The 17,793-nt window shown below is 72.2% G+C and carries 21 protein-coding genes; 11 read left to right on the top strand and 10 right to left on the bottom strand.

Going from position 1 to position 17,793, the window contains the following annotated elements; translation table 11 throughout:
• The first annotated feature begins 2 nt into the window (after window positions 1–2).
• Complete coding sequence (locus ACX1D3_RS07615; protein WP_458996377.1) at window positions 3–473, top strand: NUDIX hydrolase; 471 nt, start codon at window positions 3–5, stop codon at window positions 471–473.
• 57 nt (window positions 474–530) lie between these two features.
• On the opposite strand, the gene ACX1D3_RS07620 is transcribed toward ACX1D3_RS07615, so the two are convergent.
• The 8 genes from ACX1D3_RS07620 to ACX1D3_RS07655 all read right to left on the bottom strand — a co-directional run bounded on the left by ACX1D3_RS07620 (window position 531) and on the right by ACX1D3_RS07655 (window position 6,453).
• Window positions 531–701, bottom strand: a complete 171-nt coding sequence (locus ACX1D3_RS07620) for a YdeI/OmpD-associated family protein (protein WP_458996378.1) — start codon at window positions 699–701, stop codon at window positions 531–533.
• A gap of 21 nt (window positions 702–722) precedes the next feature.
• A complete protein-coding gene (locus ACX1D3_RS07625) occupies window positions 723–1,925 on the bottom strand; it encodes a mechanosensitive ion channel family protein (RefSeq protein WP_458996379.1) in 1,203 nt (400 codons plus the stop codon).
• Between the two features lie 9 nt (window positions 1,926–1,934).
• The gene (locus ACX1D3_RS07630; protein WP_458996380.1) at window positions 1,935–2,348 is read right to left on the bottom strand and encodes a lipoprotein; all 414 of its coding nucleotides are present in this window, start codon (window positions 2,346–2,348) and stop codon (window positions 1,935–1,937) included.
• Between the two features lie 24 nt (window positions 2,349–2,372).
• The gene (locus tag ACX1D3_RS07635) at window positions 2,373–2,966 is read right to left on the bottom strand and encodes a Maf family protein (protein WP_458996381.1); all 594 of its coding nucleotides are present in this window, start codon (window positions 2,964–2,966) and stop codon (window positions 2,373–2,375) included.
• 1 nt (window position 2,967) lies between these two features.
• A complete protein-coding gene (locus ACX1D3_RS07640) occupies window positions 2,968–3,177 on the bottom strand; it encodes an acyl-CoA carboxylase epsilon subunit (RefSeq protein ID WP_458996382.1) in 210 nt (69 codons plus the stop codon).
• Window positions 3,174–4,748 carry an acyl-CoA carboxylase subunit beta gene (locus ACX1D3_RS07645; RefSeq protein WP_458996383.1) on the bottom strand — a complete coding sequence of 525 codons (1,575 nt, stop codon included), beginning with the start codon at window positions 4,746–4,748 and terminating at the stop codon, window positions 3,174–3,176. The genes ACX1D3_RS07640 and ACX1D3_RS07645 overlap by 4 nt, the downstream gene beginning before the upstream one ends.
• Window positions 4,749–4,790: 42 nt before the next feature.
• Window positions 4,791–5,249 carry a hypothetical protein gene (locus tag ACX1D3_RS07650; RefSeq protein ID WP_458996384.1) on the bottom strand — a complete coding sequence of 153 codons (459 nt, stop codon included), beginning with the start codon at window positions 5,247–5,249 and terminating at the stop codon, window positions 4,791–4,793.
• Window positions 5,250–5,352: 103 nt separating this feature from the next.
• Entirely contained in the window at window positions 5,353–6,453 is a 1,101-nt protein-coding gene (locus ACX1D3_RS07655) for a helix-turn-helix transcriptional regulator (RefSeq protein WP_458996385.1), read from the bottom strand.
• Window positions 6,454–6,594: 141 nt separating this feature from the next.
• Here ACX1D3_RS07655 and ACX1D3_RS07660 point away from each other — a divergent pair, with 141 nt between their 5' ends.
• From ACX1D3_RS07660 to purE, 4 genes are read left to right on the top strand one after another with little or no spacing between them, the layout of a single operon-like run.
• Window positions 6,595–7,383: a biotin--[acetyl-CoA-carboxylase] ligase gene (locus ACX1D3_RS07660; RefSeq protein ID WP_458996386.1), complete on the top strand. Its 789-nt coding sequence runs from the start codon at window positions 6,595–6,597 to the stop codon at window positions 7,381–7,383.
• A gap of 31 nt (window positions 7,384–7,414) precedes the next feature.
• Window positions 7,415–7,912: a PH domain-containing protein gene (locus ACX1D3_RS07665; RefSeq protein WP_458996387.1), complete on the top strand. Its 498-nt coding sequence runs from the start codon at window positions 7,415–7,417 to the stop codon at window positions 7,910–7,912.
• Window positions 7,913–7,933: 21 nt separating this feature from the next.
• On the top strand, window positions 7,934–9,094 hold the full coding sequence (locus ACX1D3_RS07670) for a 5-(carboxyamino)imidazole ribonucleotide synthase (RefSeq protein WP_458996388.1): 1,161 nt from the start codon (window positions 7,934–7,936) through the stop codon (window positions 9,092–9,094).
• Window positions 9,087–9,593 (top strand): 5-(carboxyamino)imidazole ribonucleotide mutase, encoded by a 507-nt coding sequence (gene purE, locus ACX1D3_RS07675; RefSeq protein WP_458996389.1) that lies wholly within the window; start codon window positions 9,087–9,089, stop codon window positions 9,591–9,593. The genes ACX1D3_RS07670 and purE overlap by 8 nt, the downstream gene beginning before the upstream one ends.
• A 120-nt stretch (window positions 9,594–9,713) precedes the next feature.
• Here the strand turns inward: purE and ACX1D3_RS07680 are convergent, their stop codons facing one another.
• Window positions 9,714–10,811 carry an LCP family protein gene (locus ACX1D3_RS07680; RefSeq protein WP_458996390.1) on the bottom strand — a complete coding sequence of 366 codons (1,098 nt, stop codon included), beginning with the start codon at window positions 10,809–10,811 and terminating at the stop codon, window positions 9,714–9,716.
• Between the two features lie 110 nt (window positions 10,812–10,921).
• Between ACX1D3_RS07680 and ACX1D3_RS07685 the strand changes: the two genes are divergently transcribed.
• From ACX1D3_RS07685 to ACX1D3_RS07700, 4 genes are read left to right on the top strand one after another with little or no spacing between them, the layout of a single operon-like run.
• Window positions 10,922–12,358: an LCP family protein gene (locus tag ACX1D3_RS07685; protein ID WP_458996391.1), complete on the top strand. Its 1,437-nt coding sequence runs from the start codon at window positions 10,922–10,924 to the stop codon at window positions 12,356–12,358.
• Window positions 12,348–13,358 (top strand): glycosyltransferase family 2 protein, encoded by a 1,011-nt coding sequence (locus ACX1D3_RS07690; RefSeq protein WP_458996502.1) that lies wholly within the window; start codon window positions 12,348–12,350, stop codon window positions 13,356–13,358. The genes ACX1D3_RS07685 and ACX1D3_RS07690 overlap by 11 nt, the downstream gene beginning before the upstream one ends.
• On the top strand, window positions 13,355–14,704 hold the full coding sequence (locus tag ACX1D3_RS07695; protein ID WP_458996392.1) for a coiled-coil domain-containing protein: 1,350 nt from the start codon (window positions 13,355–13,357) through the stop codon (window positions 14,702–14,704). Before ACX1D3_RS07690 ends, ACX1D3_RS07695 begins: the two co-directional genes overlap by 4 nt.
• A complete protein-coding gene (locus ACX1D3_RS07700) occupies window positions 14,701–15,699 on the top strand; it encodes a coiled-coil domain-containing protein (protein WP_458996393.1) in 999 nt (332 codons plus the stop codon). Before ACX1D3_RS07695 ends, ACX1D3_RS07700 begins: the two co-directional genes overlap by 4 nt.
• Here ACX1D3_RS07700 and ACX1D3_RS07705 read toward each other — a convergent pair.
• Window positions 15,688–16,341, bottom strand: a complete 654-nt coding sequence (locus tag ACX1D3_RS07705; RefSeq protein WP_458996394.1) for a TIGR03089 family protein — start codon at window positions 16,339–16,341, stop codon at window positions 15,688–15,690. The two genes, ACX1D3_RS07700 and ACX1D3_RS07705, sit on opposite strands and share 12 nt — an antisense overlap.
• A gap of 52 nt (window positions 16,342–16,393) precedes the next feature.
• On the opposite strand from ACX1D3_RS07705, the gene ACX1D3_RS07710 reads away from it, so the two are divergent.
• Window positions 16,394–17,473 carry a mannose-1-phosphate guanylyltransferase gene (locus ACX1D3_RS07710; protein ID WP_458996395.1) on the top strand — a complete coding sequence of 360 codons (1,080 nt, stop codon included), beginning with the start codon at window positions 16,394–16,396 and terminating at the stop codon, window positions 17,471–17,473.
• A 58-nt stretch (window positions 17,474–17,531) separates the two neighbouring features.
• Entirely contained in the window at window positions 17,532–17,786 is a 255-nt protein-coding gene (locus ACX1D3_RS07715; protein ID WP_458996396.1) for a WhiB family transcriptional regulator, read from the top strand.
• Window positions 17,787–17,793 lie beyond the last annotated feature (7 nt).

Consider the following 17,793-nt stretch of genomic DNA (forward strand, 5'->3'; position numbering starts at 1 on the left):
CCATGGCCACACCTCCCTTCATCGCAGAGCTTCGCCGGCATGTCGGGCACGCCCCGTTGTGGCTCATGGGCGCCAACGTGCTCGTCGTGCGCGACGGTGAGGTGCTGCTCGTGCGCCGCTCCGACACCGGGGAGTGGGCGCCGATCGGCGGGATCGTGGACCCCGGGGAGAACCCGGCCGAGACCGCGGCGCGCGAGGCGCTGGAGGAGGCGGGCGTCCGCATCGAGGTGGAGCGCCTGCTCTGGCTGGTGGTCAACGAGCCCATCACCTACCCCAACGGCGACGTGTGCCAGTTCCTGGACCATGGGTTCCGCGCCCGGTGGATCGACGGCGAGGCGCGCGTGGCCGACGACGAGTCCACCGATGTGCGCTGGTTCCCGGTCGACGACCTCCCCGAGCCTCGGCGGAGCCGGCTGGAAGCCATGGTGGCCCTGGCCCTCGCCGACCCGCGCGACGTGGCACTGAGCCTGTGAGCTGTGCCCGACTGGTGTGAAGCCCACCCTCGGGAGCTGATCGGGGGCGTCAGGTGTTCACACCGGGGCTTCACGGACGAGCTCGTCGTACGGCAGCGGAGTGCGACCCGACCGGGCCCGCCAGGTGATCACCCACACCCCGTCGCGGCGGGTGTGGTGGGTGGCCAACCAGTCCCTCCACTCCGTGAGATTCGCCGGGTGGAACCGCTCAGCCTCGGCCATGCCCATGCACGCGTCCCTCCCCTAGCTCTAGCGGTCCCGGAGGGCCTGGAACCAGGACCTGGCCATGTCGTCGGAGGCCTCCCGATTCACCACCGGCAGCAGTGCCGTCTCCTTGGCGGACTCCTCGAGCGCCTTCTCCGCCTCGTACTCGCTGACCATCTGCTCGACGAGCTCCTCGCGCTCCTCGATCGGCGGCGCGGGCGTGGTCTCCGGCTCCAGCCTGGTGCGGGGGAGCGCGTAGAGCGCGTGCCGCTGCACCCAGGCGATGAGCTCCTCGCGGACGTGGCAGCGCAGATCCCACAGGTCACCCGACGAGGCGGCCGAGACGACGGCGAACAGGCGCACCGGCCCACCGGTGGCGTCGGTGACCTGCAGACTCACCGTCTTCCCGTCCCACAGTGGGCTGGCCTCGACGATCCGGTGGAGTTCCACGCGCATCGCCTCCACGGGCACCAGCCAGTCGAGATCCAACTCGACGGTGCCGTACAGGTGCGCCTGGCCCCGCGTCCAGTTCTGGAAGGCCTGCGTGGTGAACGACGTGCTGGGCACGATCCAGCGCCGCTGGTCCCACGTGCCCACCACGACGTAGGTCAGGGTGATCTCCTCGACGGTGCCCATCTCGTCGTCGAAGACCACGAGGTCCCCCACGCGCAGCGCGTCGCTGAAGGCCAGCTGCATTCCGGCGAACACGTTCGACAGAGTGGACTGCGCGGCCAGGCCGGCGACGATGGAGAGCAGACCGGCGGAGGCGAACAGGGACGCGCCCAGCGTGCGCAGGGCGGGGAAGGTGAACAGCGCCCATCCCAGGGCGATGGTCCAGACCACCGCGATCAGCACCCGGGCCACCACCTGCATCTGGGTGCGCACGCGGCGGAACCGCGAGGTGTCGGTGCCCTCCTCCTCACGCGCGCCTGCGACGATGCCGTCCTCCACCGCCTTGATCACGCCGGTGCCCAGGTAGGCGCCGGCAAGGATGATCACGATGAGGAAGCCCTGCATGAAGAGCGGCCGCCACGACGGTTCGGGGTCAGCGGTCGCCATCGCCACCCCGAGGCCCGTTCCGCCGAGCGTGAAGAGCAACCGCTGGGGCACCTTGAGGCGCCGCGACACGAAGGCGAGGCCCTTCCTGCGGCGCACGATGAAGCTCATGACGACCGAGATGGTGATCGACAACGCCGTGCCCGCCAGGAATCCCGCCACGGCGTACGCCACCAGGGTCAGCAGTTCCATGGCCTCAGCCTAGGACGATCTGTCGGTGCGGAGGCTGAGCGCCGACAGGTCCCCGGTGACGGTGAAGGCGCCGTCGTGGACGGCGGACTCGAACAGCATGGAGCCGTTGGCGTCGGCCGTGATCTTGAAACCCATGGCGGGCAGGTTGCGGCGCAGGTAGGCGGCCACCTCGTCGCCGGCTGGGGCGGTCAGCACGACGGTCACGTTGTTGGTGCTGTCCACCTCCTGCTCGATGTCGGCGCCGCGCGGGATCGAGAAGCCTGGGGGCGCGTTGAGGAAGCCCAGGTCCGAGAGCAGCACCCCGTCGGCTGGAGCCTCCGTGGGGGCGCTGACGGTGACCGACGGCGCGGGCGTGGGGTCAGGGGCCGAGGAGCAGCCGGCCACCGCGAGGAGGGCGACGAGGGCCAGGGTGATGCGCTGCACGGGACAACTCTACTGACGAGAGGCTCAGCGCCAGAGCGACTGCCAGGGCACGCCTGCGTCGATGACCATCTGCCGGAACAACGGCAGCGATACCCCGACGACGTTGTACGGGTCCCCCTCGACCGCCGTGACGTATGCGCCGCCCCGCCCGTCGATGGTGAACCCGCCCGCCACCCGCTGGGGTTCGCCGGTGGCGGCGTAGGCCTCGATCTCGTCGTCGGGCAGGTCGGCGAACCGCACCACGGTGGACCCCACCCTCGTCGAGCGCGACTCCGCGCCGCCCTGCCGGACCGCGACGAAGTGGCCGGTGTGCAGAAGGCCCTCACGGCCGCGCATCCGCCGCCACCGCTCGACCGCCGCCTCCTTGGAGCCCGGCTTGCCGTGCGAGCGGCCCTCGAACTCGAGCACCGAATCGCAGGCCAGGAGCACGAAGTCTCCCTCGAGCTGCGGCAGCACCGCGGTGCCCTTGAACTCGGCGAGCCGGGCGGCGAGCCGGGTGGGTACCGGGTCCTGCACCTGGCGCTCGTCGAAGCCGGAGACGATCACCTCCGGGTCCAGCCCGGCGCGCCGCAGCACGGCGAGCCGGGCCGGTGACTTGGAGGCGAGGATCAGCCGCATGTCACATCCGGTGATAGGTCCGCCACGCCTCCCGCCCACCGACGAGCGGCGAGCGGACGGTGCGGTAGTAGGACTTCCACCCGCCGGCCAGCGGCCGGTCGTCGGGGGAGCGCAGTTGTTCCGGGCCGGCGGAGGCGTGGACCACCGCGATGACGGCGGCCACCTCCTCCTCCGTGAGGTGGGCGCCGCTCAGCGTGATCGGCCCGGTCATAGCGGGATGTTCCCGTGCTTCTTCGGCGGCAGCGCCTCGCGCTTGGAGCGCAGCAGGCGCAGGGCCCGGATCACCTGGGCTCGGGTCTCGTGCGGGTAGATCACCTGGTCGACGTAGCCGCGGTCCGCCGCCACGTACGGGTTGGTGAGCTCGTCGTCGTACTCCTGGATCAGCCGGGCGCGTTCGGTGTCCGGATCCTCGGCCGCGGCGATCTGCTTGCGGTAGAGGATGTTGACCGCACCCTGCCCGCCCATGACCGCGATCTGCGCGGTGGGCCAGGCCAGGTTGATGTCGGCACCAAGGTGCTTGGAGCCCATCACCACGTACGCGCCGCCGTACGCCTTGCGCGTGATCACGGTGAGCAGCGGCACGGTGGCCTCGGCGTAGGCGTAGATCAGCTTGGCGCCGCGCCGGATGATGCCCTGATGCTCCTGGCCGACGCCGGGCAGGAAGCCGGGCACGTCGACGAAGGTGAGCACGGGGATGTTGAACGCGTCGCAGGTGCGGACGAACCGGGCGGCCTTCTCCGCCGAGTCGATGTCCAGGCAGCCCGCGAACACCGTGGGCTGGTTTGCGACGATGCCGATGGACCGGCCCTCGATCCGGCCGAAGCCCACGATGATCGAGCCGGCGAACAGGGGCATCACCTCGAGGAACTCGTCGTCGTCGAGGACGTTGCGGATGACCTCTCGCATGTCGTAGGGCTGGTTGGCGGCGTCTGGGACCAGCAGGTCCAGCTCGCGGTCGTGGTCCGTGATGGTGAGGTCCACCTCCTCGTCGTCGAAGAGCGGCGGGTCCTCCAGGTTGTTCTGCGGTAGGTAGGTGAGCAGTTCGCGGACGTATTCGATGGCGTCGTTCTCGTCAGCGGCGAGGTAGTGGGCGTTTCCGGACTTGGTGTTGTGGGTGCGGCCGCCGCCGAGCTCCTCCATGGAGACGTCTTCGCCGGTGACCGTCTTGATCACCTCCGGGCCGGTGATGAACATCTGGGAGGTCTTGTCCACCATGACGACGAAGTCCGTCAGGGCGGGCCCGTAGACGTGGCCACCCGCGGCCGCGCCCATGATGAGCGAGATCTGCGGGATCACGCCCGAGGCGCGCGTGTTGCGCTTGAAGATCTCGCCGTAGAGCGCGAGCGAGACCACCCCTTCCTGGATCCGGGCCCCGCCGCCCTCGTTGATGCCGATGATCGGCACCCCCGTCTTGAGGGCGAAGTCCTGGATCTTCACGATTTTCTCGCCGTACACCTGGCCGAGCGCGCCACCGAAGATGGTGACGTCCTGGCTGAACACGCACACCGGGCGGCCGTGGATGGACCCGGTGCCGGTGATGACGCCGTCGCCGAACGGACGCCGTGCGTCCATCCCGAAGGCGGTGGTGCGGTGACGTGAGAACTGGTCGAACTCGGCGAAGCTTCCTTCGTCGAGGAGGGCCATGATCCGCTCTCGGGCGGTCATCTTCCCCTTGGCATGCTGCTTCTCCACCGCTTCGGCCGAACCCGCGTGCACAGCTTCATCGATGCGCACTCCGAGATTCGCGATCCGACCGGCAGTGGTGTGGATGTCGATCTCCATGGGGTCACCATAGCGGCGCGACAGGCCACTCCCCGGGCCCGCTCAGATTGTGGGGTGGCTTGGCTCGACGGTCCTCGGCGCGGAGCGTCGACCGATCAGCGAGGCGACCGCCAGGGCCACCGTGAGCAGCATGCTCAGCATCATCGCCGGGATCGTCACGCCGGCGATCGTCACATGCGGGCCGTGCTCCCAGATGTCCGCGGTATCGAGGTTGACCCACCCGTCCTCGGCGAGCCGGAGAACGGCCACGGCCAGCTCGCCGGCGTGGCCGAGCACGGCGACCGGCACGCTGACCGAGAGGAGCGTCAGGATCCACCGCGACGCCTTTCCGGGGGCCTCGCGCCTCATCCTCCACGCGAGGAGGGAGGCGGGGATGAGCAGGGCCAGCGCCAGGATGTGGGAGGCGATGTGCAGGGCGCTCGTGTCCCCCTGGGCGGCGAACACGAAGATCGACAGGAACGGTGCCCACACTAGGGCCAGCAGGGTGAGGGGGCGGGACATGCGAGTCTCCTTCTCGGGCCGATGGCGGTGCCTTCGACCGTAGGAGCGGCGGCCTGGAGCCGCATCGGCCCTTTCGCCTAAGTGGGGTTCGGAAGGCCGATCGTCACGCCGTCGACGCGGTGACGGACTCCCGGTAGACGTTGCCCGCCTGGACGCGCCGATTGTGGTGCGCGCCCTGAGGGAGGTCGAGCTTCACGAACACCGACCGCAGGTGGGCGTCCACCGTGCGCTCGGACAGGACGAGCCTGGCGGCGATGCCGGCGTTGGAGAGTCCCTCCGCCAGCAACTCCAGGACCTCCCGCTCGCGGGCCGTGAGCATCGACAGCCCGCCGGGTGCGGCGGGAGGGGCGGGCGCGTCCACCGGTTCTGCGTCCCGGTCGGGCGCCTCGGCTGTCGTCGTCGGCTCCGCCGGTTCGACCGCAAGCGCCCGGACGCTCCCCGCCACGACGATGGCGAACGCCGCATACATCCCGACGAGGACCACCGCTCCCCCCAGCACGGACGCGCCGCCCAGCGCGCCGCAGACGAGGACGAGGAGAGTTCCGGTGAGGGCCGAGCCGGCGACCAGGGCCAGGCGGCGGGCCGCCGCCACGTCGGGCGCGCTCCGCCAGGTGGCGAGCAGGGCTGCCGACGGGCCGACAAGCACCGTGGCCAGGTAGGCGACGTTGAGCGCCATCCCCACCTGCTCGCCGATCGACGACGGCATCAGCGCAGACGCGGCCAGCGGTGCGAAGTCGTCGAAGAACAGCGCAAAGGAGACGGCGGCGCCCACCGCCAGGGCGACGACGGCCACGAGGAGTGTTCGTCCTGTGCCGCGACCGAGGTAGCGGACGCTGAGCAGCGGCACCACGGAGAATGCGCCGATGAGCGGGAGGTGGCCGATTCCGGCGATGACGGCCGCCGCCCAGGCGATCGCCGAGTCCGGGGACACGGACGAGGCGAGGCCGGCGAGCGCCCACAGACCCGGATAGGCGGCAGCCATGACGGCGAGGGCGCTGAGGACGGTGCGGAGGCCCCGCCAGCCCCGCCCGAGGCCCGCGATCACGATGGAGACGACCGCCGTCGACGCGACCATGGCCAGCAGGACCGGCCACGTCGTGGCCGGTAACGTCGCGGGCTCGGCCCCGGTGACCAGGCACACGGCCACCGATGCCAGCGCGACGGCCGCGACCATCACCCTCACGGCGGTGTATAGCGAGGTCATGACCGCGGCCTCCCGTGCTTGTGGCCAGTGTGTCCAGGGTGATCGCCACGGTGTCACACCTGCCGGTCCGGCGTCCAGCCCCCTGCGCCTGCCGGTAGAGGTGCCCGCCCTCCACGCGGTGGGGCTGGCTACGATGTGGCGGTGACGTCCAGCCTTCCCGACGCGGGCCGCATTGCCGCGATCCTCCCCGCCGCGACACTCTGGCGCTCCGTCGAGGTGATCGGGTCCACCGGATCCACCAACGCCGATCTCGCGGCCCGCGCCCGTGCCGGCGCGACGGAGGGCATGGCCCTGGTCTCGATGGAGCAGACCGCGGGCCGGGGAAGGCTCGACCGGCAGTGGGTGAGCCCGCCGGGCACCTCGATCTCGATGTCGGTGCTGCTCACCCCGCAGCCCGAGTTCCCCCAGTGGGGCTGGCTCTCCCTCCTCGCGGGCATGGCGGTGTCGTCGGCCATCGGAGAGCTTGCCGGGGGAGGGGCGGACGTGTCGCTCAAGTGGCCCAACGACGTCCTCATCCGCGGGCGCAAGGTTTGCGGCATCCTGTCCGAGCGCATCGAGCAGCCCGACGGGGCCCGCGCGGTCGTCGGCATCGGCATCAACGTGGACCTGGCGGAGGACCAGCTGCCGGTGCCCACCGCGACATCCCTCGCCCTCGAGGGCCTGCCCACCGATCAGAGCCGCATCGTGGCCGGGGTGCTCGGCCACTTCGAGCGGGTCTACCGCTCCTGGCAGCTGCGCGGCAACCTGCGCGCCGAATACGAGGCCCGGTGCGCCTCCGTCGGGGCGCCGCTGACGGTGATTCTCGACGGCGACCGTCGCGTCTCCGGGACAGGCAGAGGGGTCGACGAGTGGGGCCGGCTGCAGGTCACCACCGCCACCGGCATCGAGACGTTCGCCGTCGGCGACGTCGTCCACGCGAAGCTGAGCTGATTCGTCGGCGCCACGTGCCACACTGGGCGCCATGGCAATCGACAAGGACCAGCTCGGTCGCGGCGAGGTGGTCGTCGCCTCCATGCACACCCACGTCAAGGCGCTGATCGGCCCCGCCCTGATCCTCATCCTCCTGGGCGCCGGCGTGGGCGTCGCCTTCGCCCTGCTGCCGCCCGAGTGGCAGCCCTGGGGGCCGTTGGCGGTCGCCGGGCTGGCCCTGGTGCTCGTCCTGTTCCTGGTGCTGATCCCGTTCCTGCGGTGGGTCACCTCCAGCTACACCATCACGGACCGCCGGATCATCACGCGCCGGGGCATCATCAACCGGCTCGGCCACGACCTGCCGCTGCGCCGCATCAACAACGTCAACTACGAGCGCTCGCTGACGGACCGGATGCTCGGCTGCGGCACGCTCATCCTGGAGACCGCGGCCGGCGAGCCGCTGCGCCTGCCGGACGTGCCGGACGTGGAGCGCGTGCACGTCACCATCACCGAACTGCTGTTCAGCGAGCAGGACGACGGCCAGGAGTAGCGCCTTGGGTATGCTGCCCCGGTGACTCGTCGCTACGCAGTGGCCATCGCCGGCGGTGGGCAGCTGGCCCGCATGATGCACCAGGCCGCCATCCCGCTCGGCATCGACGTCCACCTCCTCGCGGAGGGGCCGGACGTGTCCGCCGCCCAGGTGGTCCGCGGCGCCGTGGTGGGCGACTACCGCAGCCTCGACACCCTGATGTCCTTCACCGACGGCGTGGACGTGCTCACCTTCGACCACGAGCACGTGCCCACCCGGCATCTGGCCGAGGTCTCCCGCAAGGTGGCCGTCCGGCCCGGGCCGGACGCGCTGGTCTACGCGCAGGACAAGGCGCTCATGCGCGAGAAGATGGCCGAGCTCGGGGTGGCCTGCCCCGCGTTCGCGGTGTGCGACACGGTCAACGAGCTGGCCGCCTTCGGTGAGCGGCAGGGTTGGCCCATCATCGCCAAGACCTCCCGCGGCGGCTACGACGGCAAGGGGGTGTGGAAGCTGGACGACGACACCCAGGCCGACGTCCCCTTCGAGGGCATCGCGCACACCTCCGCAGGGGAACGGGTGCGCATCGTCGCGGAGGAGTTCGTCGACTTCGCCCGCGAGCTGTCGGCCATCGTCGTGCGCTCACCGTCGGGCCAGGTGGTGGCCTACCCCATCAGCGAGACGGTCCAGACCGACGGCATCTGCGTGGAGACCGTCACCCCGGCCCCGGGGCTGGACCCGGACCGCGCGGCCGGGCTGCAGCAGATGGCCATCCGGATCGCCACCGAGCTCGGGGTGGTCGGCGTGCTGGCCGTGGAGCTGATGGAGGCCCGAGACGGCCGGATCGTGGTCAACGAGCTGGCCATGCGCCCCCACAACACCGGCCACTGGACCATCGACGGCGCCCGCACGAGCCAGTTCGAGAACCACATCCGCGCCGTCCTGGACCTGCCGCTCGGCTCCCCGGACCTGCGCGACGACGTGGTCGTGATGACCAACATCCTCGGCGGCGCCGAGGAGGACCTCACCGGCGCCCTGATGCACGTCTTCGCCCGGGACCGCGAGATCCGCGTGCACCTCTACGGCAAGGAGGTGAACGCCGGCCGCAAGGTTGGCCACGTCACCGCCCTCGGCACCAGCCTCGACGACGTCCGCCGCCGCGCCCACCACGCCGCCGGCTACCTGATGGGAGACCCGAATGCCTGAACCCCTCGTCTCGATCGTCATGGGGTCGGACTCCGACTGGCCCACCATGTCGGCGGCGGCCGACGCGCTGGCCGAGTTCGGCGTGCCGTTCGAGGCCGACGTGGTCTCCGCGCACCGCATGCCCGAGGACATGGTGACCTTCGGACGCGAGGCCCACTCCCGAGGCGTCAAGGTGATCATCGCCGGCGCAGGCGGGGCGGCCCACCTGCCCGGCATGCTCGCCGCGCTCACCCCGCTGCCCGTCATCGGCGTGCCCGTGGCGCTGAAGTACCTCGACGGCATGGACTCGCTGCTGTCGATCGTGCAGATGCCCGCGGGCGTCCCGGTGGCGACGGTGGCCATCGGCAACGCCCGCAACGCCGGCCTGCTCGCGGTGCGGATCCTGGCCGCCTCGGACGAGGCGCTGACGGAGCGGATGCTGGACTTCCAGGAGTCCCTGCGCGACGCCGCCCGCGCCAAGGGCGCCGTCGTCCGCGAGGCGTCGGGCCAGCAGGCGTAGCCCACCCCAGTCCACGGTGTGTGGACCCTGTGTGTGATGTCTCAGGACATCGCTGACGGTTGGTGGGCGGGACGAGCCCGAGATGTTCACCCCGATCCCGCGCGGCGAGCCGGCGGTCTCCTAGGACCCGAGCCCGGTGGTGTCGCCGGCCGCGAGGGCGGCGAACACCCCGGCCGCCGCGTCGTCGTCCCAGCGCACGATCGAGCCGACCCCGCTCACGTTGCCCGTGCCGGCGACCGGAACCGTCATGCTGATCCCGCTGCCGGTCGTGGCGGCGACGAAGCCCGCGGCCACGGCCGCCATGTCCAGCAGGCCCGTGTCCTCGCCGCGACCCAGGGACTGGGCGGCGGCCATGTTGAGCCGCCAGTAGCGCACCGGGTTGAGCACGGTGAGCGGATGGATCACCTCGCGGGCCATCGCGCCCATCACCTCCCGCTGGCGCTCGATGCGGCCGAGGTCGCCTCGTGGGTCGCCCTTGCGCATGCGGACGTAGCCGAGCGCCGTCGTGCCGTCCACCGTCTGGCACCCGGCCGACATGGTGAGGTGCGAGTCGCGGTCGTCGATGTCGAACGTGGGGCACACCTCGATGCCGCCGATGGCGTCCACCACGTCGACGACGCCGTCGAAGCCCACCTCGAGGTAGCCGTCGATCCGGATCCCGGTGTTGGCCTCAACCGTCTCGACGAGCAGAGGAGCGCCCCCGAACGCGAAGGCGGCGTTGAGCCGGTTGTCGGAGCGCCCGGGGATCGAGACCAGCGAGTCCCGGGGGAGGGAGAGCAGCACCGGGTCCCCGACGGTTGGGCGGTGCATCAGCATCATGGTGTCCGTCCGCGCCCCGGCCACGCCCGGGCGGGCGTCCGAGCCCACGAGCAGCACGGTGGTGCCCGGCTGGTCCGCCGGACGCTCCCCGGCGGGGGTGGCGTCCACGCGGGTGCCGATGCTCCACGCGATCAAGGGTGTGGCGACGAGGAACACCAGCCACAGCGCCAGGAGGGTGCCGACGAACCGGCGGACCGGCCGCCGGCGGCGGGTCCGCCGCCGGGTGGCCCTCGGCGTGACGGGTGGCGGGGGAGGCGGGGCGCTGGGACGGGCCGCGGCGGCCGGGCGCGCCGCCGGCTGGTCCGGCGCGGGGAAGGCGGGCATGACCGCCGTCGGCTCCGGCTGGTCCGGCTGCTCCTGCCGGTACAACCAGTCCATGTCCCCGTCGCGTTGAGCCACCCGTGAGCCTCCTAGTCCGCCGGCCAGGATACCCGCGCCCCGGCGTGGCAGATTTTGCCGGGCGCAGTGCGGGCGCGAAACTGGGCGCAGCACAGCCAGGAGGAGACCACGTGACCGCATCGCAGCCCACCGAGGCGCAGAGCGTCCAGGCGCGTCGCGCCCTCGGCTTCGTCGTCATGTCGGCGCTGCTGCCCGGCTCGGTGCAGCGCTTCGCCGGGAACCACCGTGTGGGCCGCCTCGCGTCGCGGGTCCACGGCGCCGCGGCGCTGCTGGGGCTGCTGGTGGTGCTGGGCCTGTGGCTGCTGCGTGGCCCCACCGTCGGTGTCCTGCTCACCCCCTGGGTGGCCACCGTCGTGCGGTTCGCCCTCTGGGTGCTCTTCGCCGGCTGGGTCCTCCTCCTGCTGGACTCCTGGCGTCTCGCCCGCCCGCTCCGCCTGCCGCGGCGTCCCCGCCTGGTGCTCACCATCACCTCGCTGGTCATGGTGCTCGCCGTGGGCGCCGTCACCACCGCGGCGGCCAACGCCCTGGTGGCGGCGCGCAACGTGGGCGAGGTCTTCGGCGGAGGCGGCGAGTCCGAGGTGAAGGACGGCCGCTACAACATCCTCCTGCTCGGGGCGGATTCGGAGGCAGACCGCGAGGGCCTGAGGCCGGACTCCATCAACGTGGCGTCCATCGACGCACGGACTGGCCGGACCGTGCTGTTCGGCCTGCCGCGCAACCTGCAGAAGGTCCGGTTCCCGGACTCCTCGCCACTGGACGATCTCTACCCGGACGGCTACGTCTGCGACGAGGGCGCCTGCATGCTCAACGGCATCTGGACCCTCGGCGAGGAGCACGCCGACCTGTATCCGGATGGGCAGGCCGGCCTCACCGCGATGATGGAGGCGGTCGAGGAGACCCTCGGGCTGGAGCTCAACTACTACGCGCTGGTCGACATGCACGGCTTCAGCGCCCTCATCGACGCCATGGGCGGCATCCGGCTGGACATCGCCAAGCCCATCCCCATCGGCGGCGGGGGCTCGAAGATCAGCGGCTACATCGAGCCCGGCGAGGACGTGCTGCTCGACGGCTACCACGCACTGTGGTTCGCCCGCTCCCGCGCCGAGTCCAGCGACTACGAGCGCATGGTGCGCCAGAAGTGCGTGATGTCGGCGATGGTCCAGCAGCTCGATCCCGCCACCGTGGCCACCAAGTTCGTGGAGCTCAGCGAGGCCGGCGGGGACCTGCTCAAGACCGACGTCGGCACCGGCGCGATCGCCGACCTGGCCGATCTCGCCCTGAAGGCGCGCGAGCAGAAGATCACCTCGGTGAACTTCGCGCCGCCGCTCATCGTCTCCGCCGACCCGGACTTCGACCTGATCCGCGCCACCGTCGACGAGAAGCTCTCCGAACAGCCCACCCAGGAGCCCGCCGCCTCATCCGCGCCCGCCTCCGTCGCACCCTCGGGGGACGCCCCGGACGCGGTGTCGTCGCCCTCGCCCGAGCCCTCGGCCGGCGAACCCTACACCGAGACCCCCGATCTGGAAGCTGTTTGCTCTGTCAGCTAGGTTGTCCCCGGAGAGAGGAGATCCGGTGCAGCCTGTCAGCGTGGTGATGCCCATCCGCAACGAGGAGAAGCATCTGCGCGCCGCCGTCGGACGCGTGCTGGATCAGCACTACCCGGGCGAGCTGGAGATCGTGCTCGCGGTGGCGCCCAGCGAGGACCGGACTCGTCAGATCGCCGACGAGCTCGCCGCCGCGGACCCGCGGATCGTCGTGCTCGACAACCCCACCGGTTTCACGCCCGCCGGCCTCAACATCGCCATCGGCCACGCCTCCCACGACGTCATCGTGCGCGTCGACGGGCACGGTGAGCTGAGCCCCGGATACATCGCCACCGCAGTCCGTCTCCTGGAGGAGACGGGGGCCGCAAACGTCGGCGGGCTCATGGACGCACAGGGCACCTCACCGCTCTCGGAGGCCATCGCGGCCGCCTACAACTCCCGCCTCGGCCTGGGCGGCGGCGGCTTCCACCTGGCCGACACCCCGGCCGGGCCCGCCGACACCGTGTTCCTGGGAGTCTTTCGCAAGGCCAGGCTCCAGGAGGTCGGGGCCTACGACGAGACCCTCCACCGCGCCCAGGACTGGGAGCTCAACTACCGGCTGCGCCGCGCCGGCCATCTCGTCTACTTCACGCCTGACCTGCGCGTGGTCTACCACCCCCGCGACAGCTGGCGCGCGCTCGCCCGTCAGTTCTTCACCACCGGCCAGTGGCGCCGCGAGGTGGCCCGCCGCCACCCGGACACGCTGTCCCTGCGCTACCTGGCCCCGCCGCTCACCGTGCTGGGCCTCGGCGGCGGGCTGCTGGGCGGCCTGCTCGGGTTGGTGCTGCGCAGCAACCTCCTCACCGCGCTCCTGATCGCCCCGGCCGTCTACGCCGCGTTCCTCGTGGCGGCGACGGCGAGCGTCCGCTCGCTCTCCCCGGCCGCGCGGCTCAGGTTCCCCGTGGTGCTGGCCGTCATGCATCTCTACTGGGGGGCCGGGTTCGTTCGCGGCCTGCCGCAGTGACCGCGGGGCCCGCCGAGACCGCCAGCGGTCTGCTCCTGCAGGCCCAGCGGTTGGCGGACCGGGTGCGCGAGGAGGCCGAGGCCGACGTGGCCCGCTCGCGTCAGGAGTTGGCGGGGCTGCTCCGCCAGCGCGACGAGGCCGCCGGGGAGCTGGACTTCGCCCGGCACCGGCTCGACGAGGCCCGCGCGGACGCCCAGCGGACGCTGACCGAGGCCGCGGACCAGGCCGGCCGGATCACCGACTCCGCGCAGCGCGCCGCCGACGAACTCATCGCCGACGCCCGCGCCGAAGCAGAGGACGTGCTCGAAGAGGCCAGGCGGCAGGCGGGCGCCCTCGTGGCCGACGCCGAGGCCGAGGCCGGACGCGCGCGGCACGAGGCGGAGCGTGAACGCGCCGAGCAGGCGTCGCGGCTGGAGCAGGAACGTGAGGAGGCGGAGCGTGGCGCCGCCGCCGTCGTCGCGGCCGCAGCCGCCGAGGCGGAGCACATCCGCTCCGAAGCGGCCGAGGAGGCGCGGCGCGCCGAGGCGGAGTCCGACGCGCACCTCCGGGCCGCGCGGGACGAGGCCGACCGGCTGCGCGCCGACGCCGTCGCCGAGATCGAGTCCCAGCGCGAGGCGGCCACCGCCCAGGCGGCCCGCCTCATCGACGACGCCGAGAGCCGCTCGCAGGCGCAGCTGGCGGACGCCGCGGCCGAGCTGTCCTGGACGCGCACGACGGTGGCGGCCCTGCTCGACGGCGCACGGGCGGACATCGCGCGCACCACCCGCGACGCCCACCTCGACAACGCCACCCGCGCGAAGGAGCTCAGGGCCAAGCTGGCCGGCACCACCGCCCGCGCCGTCGAGGTGGCCAGGCAGCGGACCCGCGCGGCGGAGGTCGACGCGGCGGACGTCCGCGCCAGGGCGGACGCCGAGCTGCGCGCGGCCGCCGACCACGCGGCGCGGTCCCAGGCGGAGGCGGAGGCCCGGGCGGCAGACACCCTGGAGCGGGCACGGCGCGAGGCGGAGGCCATCGTGCGCCGCGCCGAGGAGCGCACCACGGAGGCGGAGGCCAACGCCGCCCTCGTCCGCGACACCCTGGCAGCGGAGCTCGAGCGCTCGCAGCGCGCCTCGTTCGAGCGCACCCGCGCCACCCGCGAGGAGGCCGTCAGGCTCCTGGCCGAAGCACGCACGGAGGCCGAGGCGCTGCGGTCGGGAGCCCGCGAGACCGTCCAGGCGGCGCGCGACGAGGTGGCCCGCCTCACCCGTCGGCGCGACAACATCACCGCGCAGCTGAGCAGCCTCTCCGGCGTGATCGAAGCGCTCTCCGTTCCAGGAACCACCCCCACCACCAGCGAGGACTCATGACCACACCCAGTTTCCGCACCGTGCTCCGCGGCTACGAGCCGTCCCAGGTGGACGCCGAGATCACCACGCTGCAGCAGGCCCTCGACGCGGCGCGCGCCGAGCTCGGCGAGCACAGCATCCAGGCCAGGCAGGCCGGCCAGGAGCGGGCCGCGCTCGAGGCGCGCCTCGCGGAGGCCCAGGCCCGGGCGGAGGAGGCGGCGCGTGCGCAGCACACCGCGTCGAGGCCCACGTTCGCCGATCTCGGCGAGCGGGTGGGGCAGATCCTCTCGCTTGCAGAGGAGGAGGCCGACCACACCCGCCGCGCCGCCCAGGAGGAGGCCGCGACCCTTCTCGAGGACTCGACCCGCCGCGCCCAGGCCATGCTGGCCGAGGCGGACCGATACGCCGTCGACACCCGGTCCTCGGCGGAGGCCGACGCCGAGGCCAGGCTCACCGGGGCCCAGCGCCGGGCAGAAGAGATCCTGGACCAGGCGGACCGCGAGGCCGCGACCCGCCGGGAGGAGGCCGAGGCGGTCTACGAGTCCCAGCAGGCCCGGGCGGCCCAGTCCGCGGCCGACTTCGAGCGCACGCTCGCCGAGCGCCGCGACTCCGCCGCCGCGGACTTCGCCGTCGCCATGGGGCAGCGCGAGGACCAGCTGAGGGCCGCAGAGGAGAACCTGAGGGCCGCCGAGAACGAGGCCCAGCGCATCATCTCGGACGCCTCGTCGCAAGCCGAGGCCGTGCGGGCGAAGGCCGAACGCGAGGCCGACGAGCTGGTCAGCGAGGCGCGGACCCGCGCCGAGCGGATCCGCCGCGACTCGGACCGCGAACTCGCCGCAGTCACCCAGCGCCGCGACTCGATCACGGCCCAGCTGTCCAACGTGCGCCAGATGCTGGCCACCCTCGGCGGGGGAGCGGTCCTCGCCGCCGTCGACCCCGAGCCGGAGCCGCAGCCGGAGACAGAGCCCGAGCCGGAGGCCGCGCAGGGCTCCGACGAGGAGCCCTCAGGCGAGTAGCGCCCGCTCGGCCGCGGCGATATCGGCCGCCCGCTCCCGCGTCGCTCCGACGACCACCACCGTCGACCCGCTCCCCAGGACCGGCGCCACCAGTGCCTCTGCCACGGTGGCCCACCCGGCGGGCGGGTCGAGCAGCAGCACCCGGCCGTCCCTCGGCGCCGTCTCCGGCGCCGGCTCCCCGCCCCACATCGTCGACTCGCCGAGGGGCGACAGGTCGTGCGCATCCGGCTGCGCCATGGCCTCGCGGTAGTCGACGGCGCCCTCGGGCGGAGACGGGAACCCCAGCCCCAGGGGGTGCAGCGAGCACGCGACGGTGACCGCGGCCCGGCGCTGGTCGCCGGGCCCCACCACCAGCAGGTCGGCGCCGGAGACCCCGGGGTTCACCGGGCAGCCCCTCTGCCACGCCGCGGCCACCCACACCAGGGTCACCCAGTGGGCCGGGTGCGTCTCCGCCAGCGCAATGTCGACCGGCTCGCCGTCCTCGTGCCCGAGGTCCTCGATGAGGTTGGCGGTCTTGTCCACCCAGTTGGCGAACGTGACCGCCGACAGCTCGATCCTCGAGCCGTCGAGGGTGTCGTAGTAGGTGAGCAGCGGCTGCGCTCCCTGGCGGGCCACGCGGCGGCGGAGGGCGTCGATCAGCATGGCCCGACACTACCGGGGGCACGCGACCCTGCCATTCGATAGCCTCCCTGGCATGCGTTACGTCGTGATCATGGCCGGTGGCTCCGGCACCCGCCTGTGGCCCCTGTCCCGGCAGGGCCGGCCCAAGCAGCTGCTGGAGCTGTTCGGGGGCGCCTCCCTGCTCCGGCTCGCCTACGACCGGCTCGACGGAGTGGTGCCGCCCGAGAACATCCTGGTGTGCACCGGGCGCGCCTACGCCGACGACGTGGCCGCGCAGATCCCCGAGCTCCCAGCCGGCAACATCCTGGGCGAGCCCGAGGGCCGCGACTCCCTCAACGCAGTGGCCTGGTCAGCGGCCGAGGTGGCCGCCAGGGACCCCGAGGGCGTCGTCGCGATGGTCACCGCGGACCAGGTGATCACCCCCGTCGACGAGTTCGCCCGCAGCCTGACGCTGGCCTTCGAGGTGGCGGAGGCGCGCCCGAGGGCGCTCGTGACGCTCGGCGTGGTGCCCACGTCCCCGCACACCGGGTACGGCTACCTGCACCGGGCCGAGGAGCTCGAGGGCTTCCCGGGGGTGCACCGGGTGGCGCAGTTCAAAGAGAAGCCCTCGCGCGAGGTCGCCCAGGAGTACCTGGACACCGGCCAGTACTGGTGGAACGCCGGCATGTTCGTCTGGCGGGCCGCCACGCTGCTCAGCCAGCTGGACCAACTGCTGCCGGACACCGCCGCCAAGGTGCGGACGATCGTCGCGGAGCCCGGGCGGCTCGACGAGATCTTCCCCACGCTGAAGAAGATCTCGGTGGACTACGCCGTCATGGAGCCGGCCTCGGCGGGACTCACCGACGCCGAGGTGGTCAGCGTGGGCCTGTCCATCGACTGGCGCGACGTGGGCGGATTCGTCTCCCTGGCCGAGCTGCTCAGCTCCGACGCGGACGGCAACGCCGTCGACGGGGCGGTGGTCACGCTGGACTCCACCGGCTGCGTGCTCATCAACGCGGTGGGCCCCCGGCACGTGGTGAGCGCCATCGGACTCCGGGACCACCTCCTCGTCGCGACCCCCACCGCGACCCTGTTGGCGCCCCTGGCCGATTCGGAGCGCGTCAAGGAGCTGGTCGCCCTCGTGCGGACGAAGCGGGGGGACGAATTCGCCTGATCGGCTTGACCGATCAAAATCACTCGTGTGTAATTCAAGGCAACGAAGGGAGGCGTCAGTGGATCAGACGATCGATCTCTTCGGAGACGACGCAGCGTTCGCCTGGCAGGCTGACGCCCTCTGCGCCCAGACGGATCCTGAGGCCTTCTTCCCGGAGAAGGGCGGCTCCACGCGCGAGGCCAAGCGCGTGTGCCAGAACTGCACGGTCAGGACCGAGTGCCTCGAGTACGCGCTGGGGCATGACGAGCGTTTCGGAATCTGGGGCGGCCTCTCCGAGCGCGAGCGGCGTAAGCTGAAGCGCACTGCCGTCTAGTTCGGAG

The organism is Tessaracoccus yangjingae (assembly GCF_054483935.1).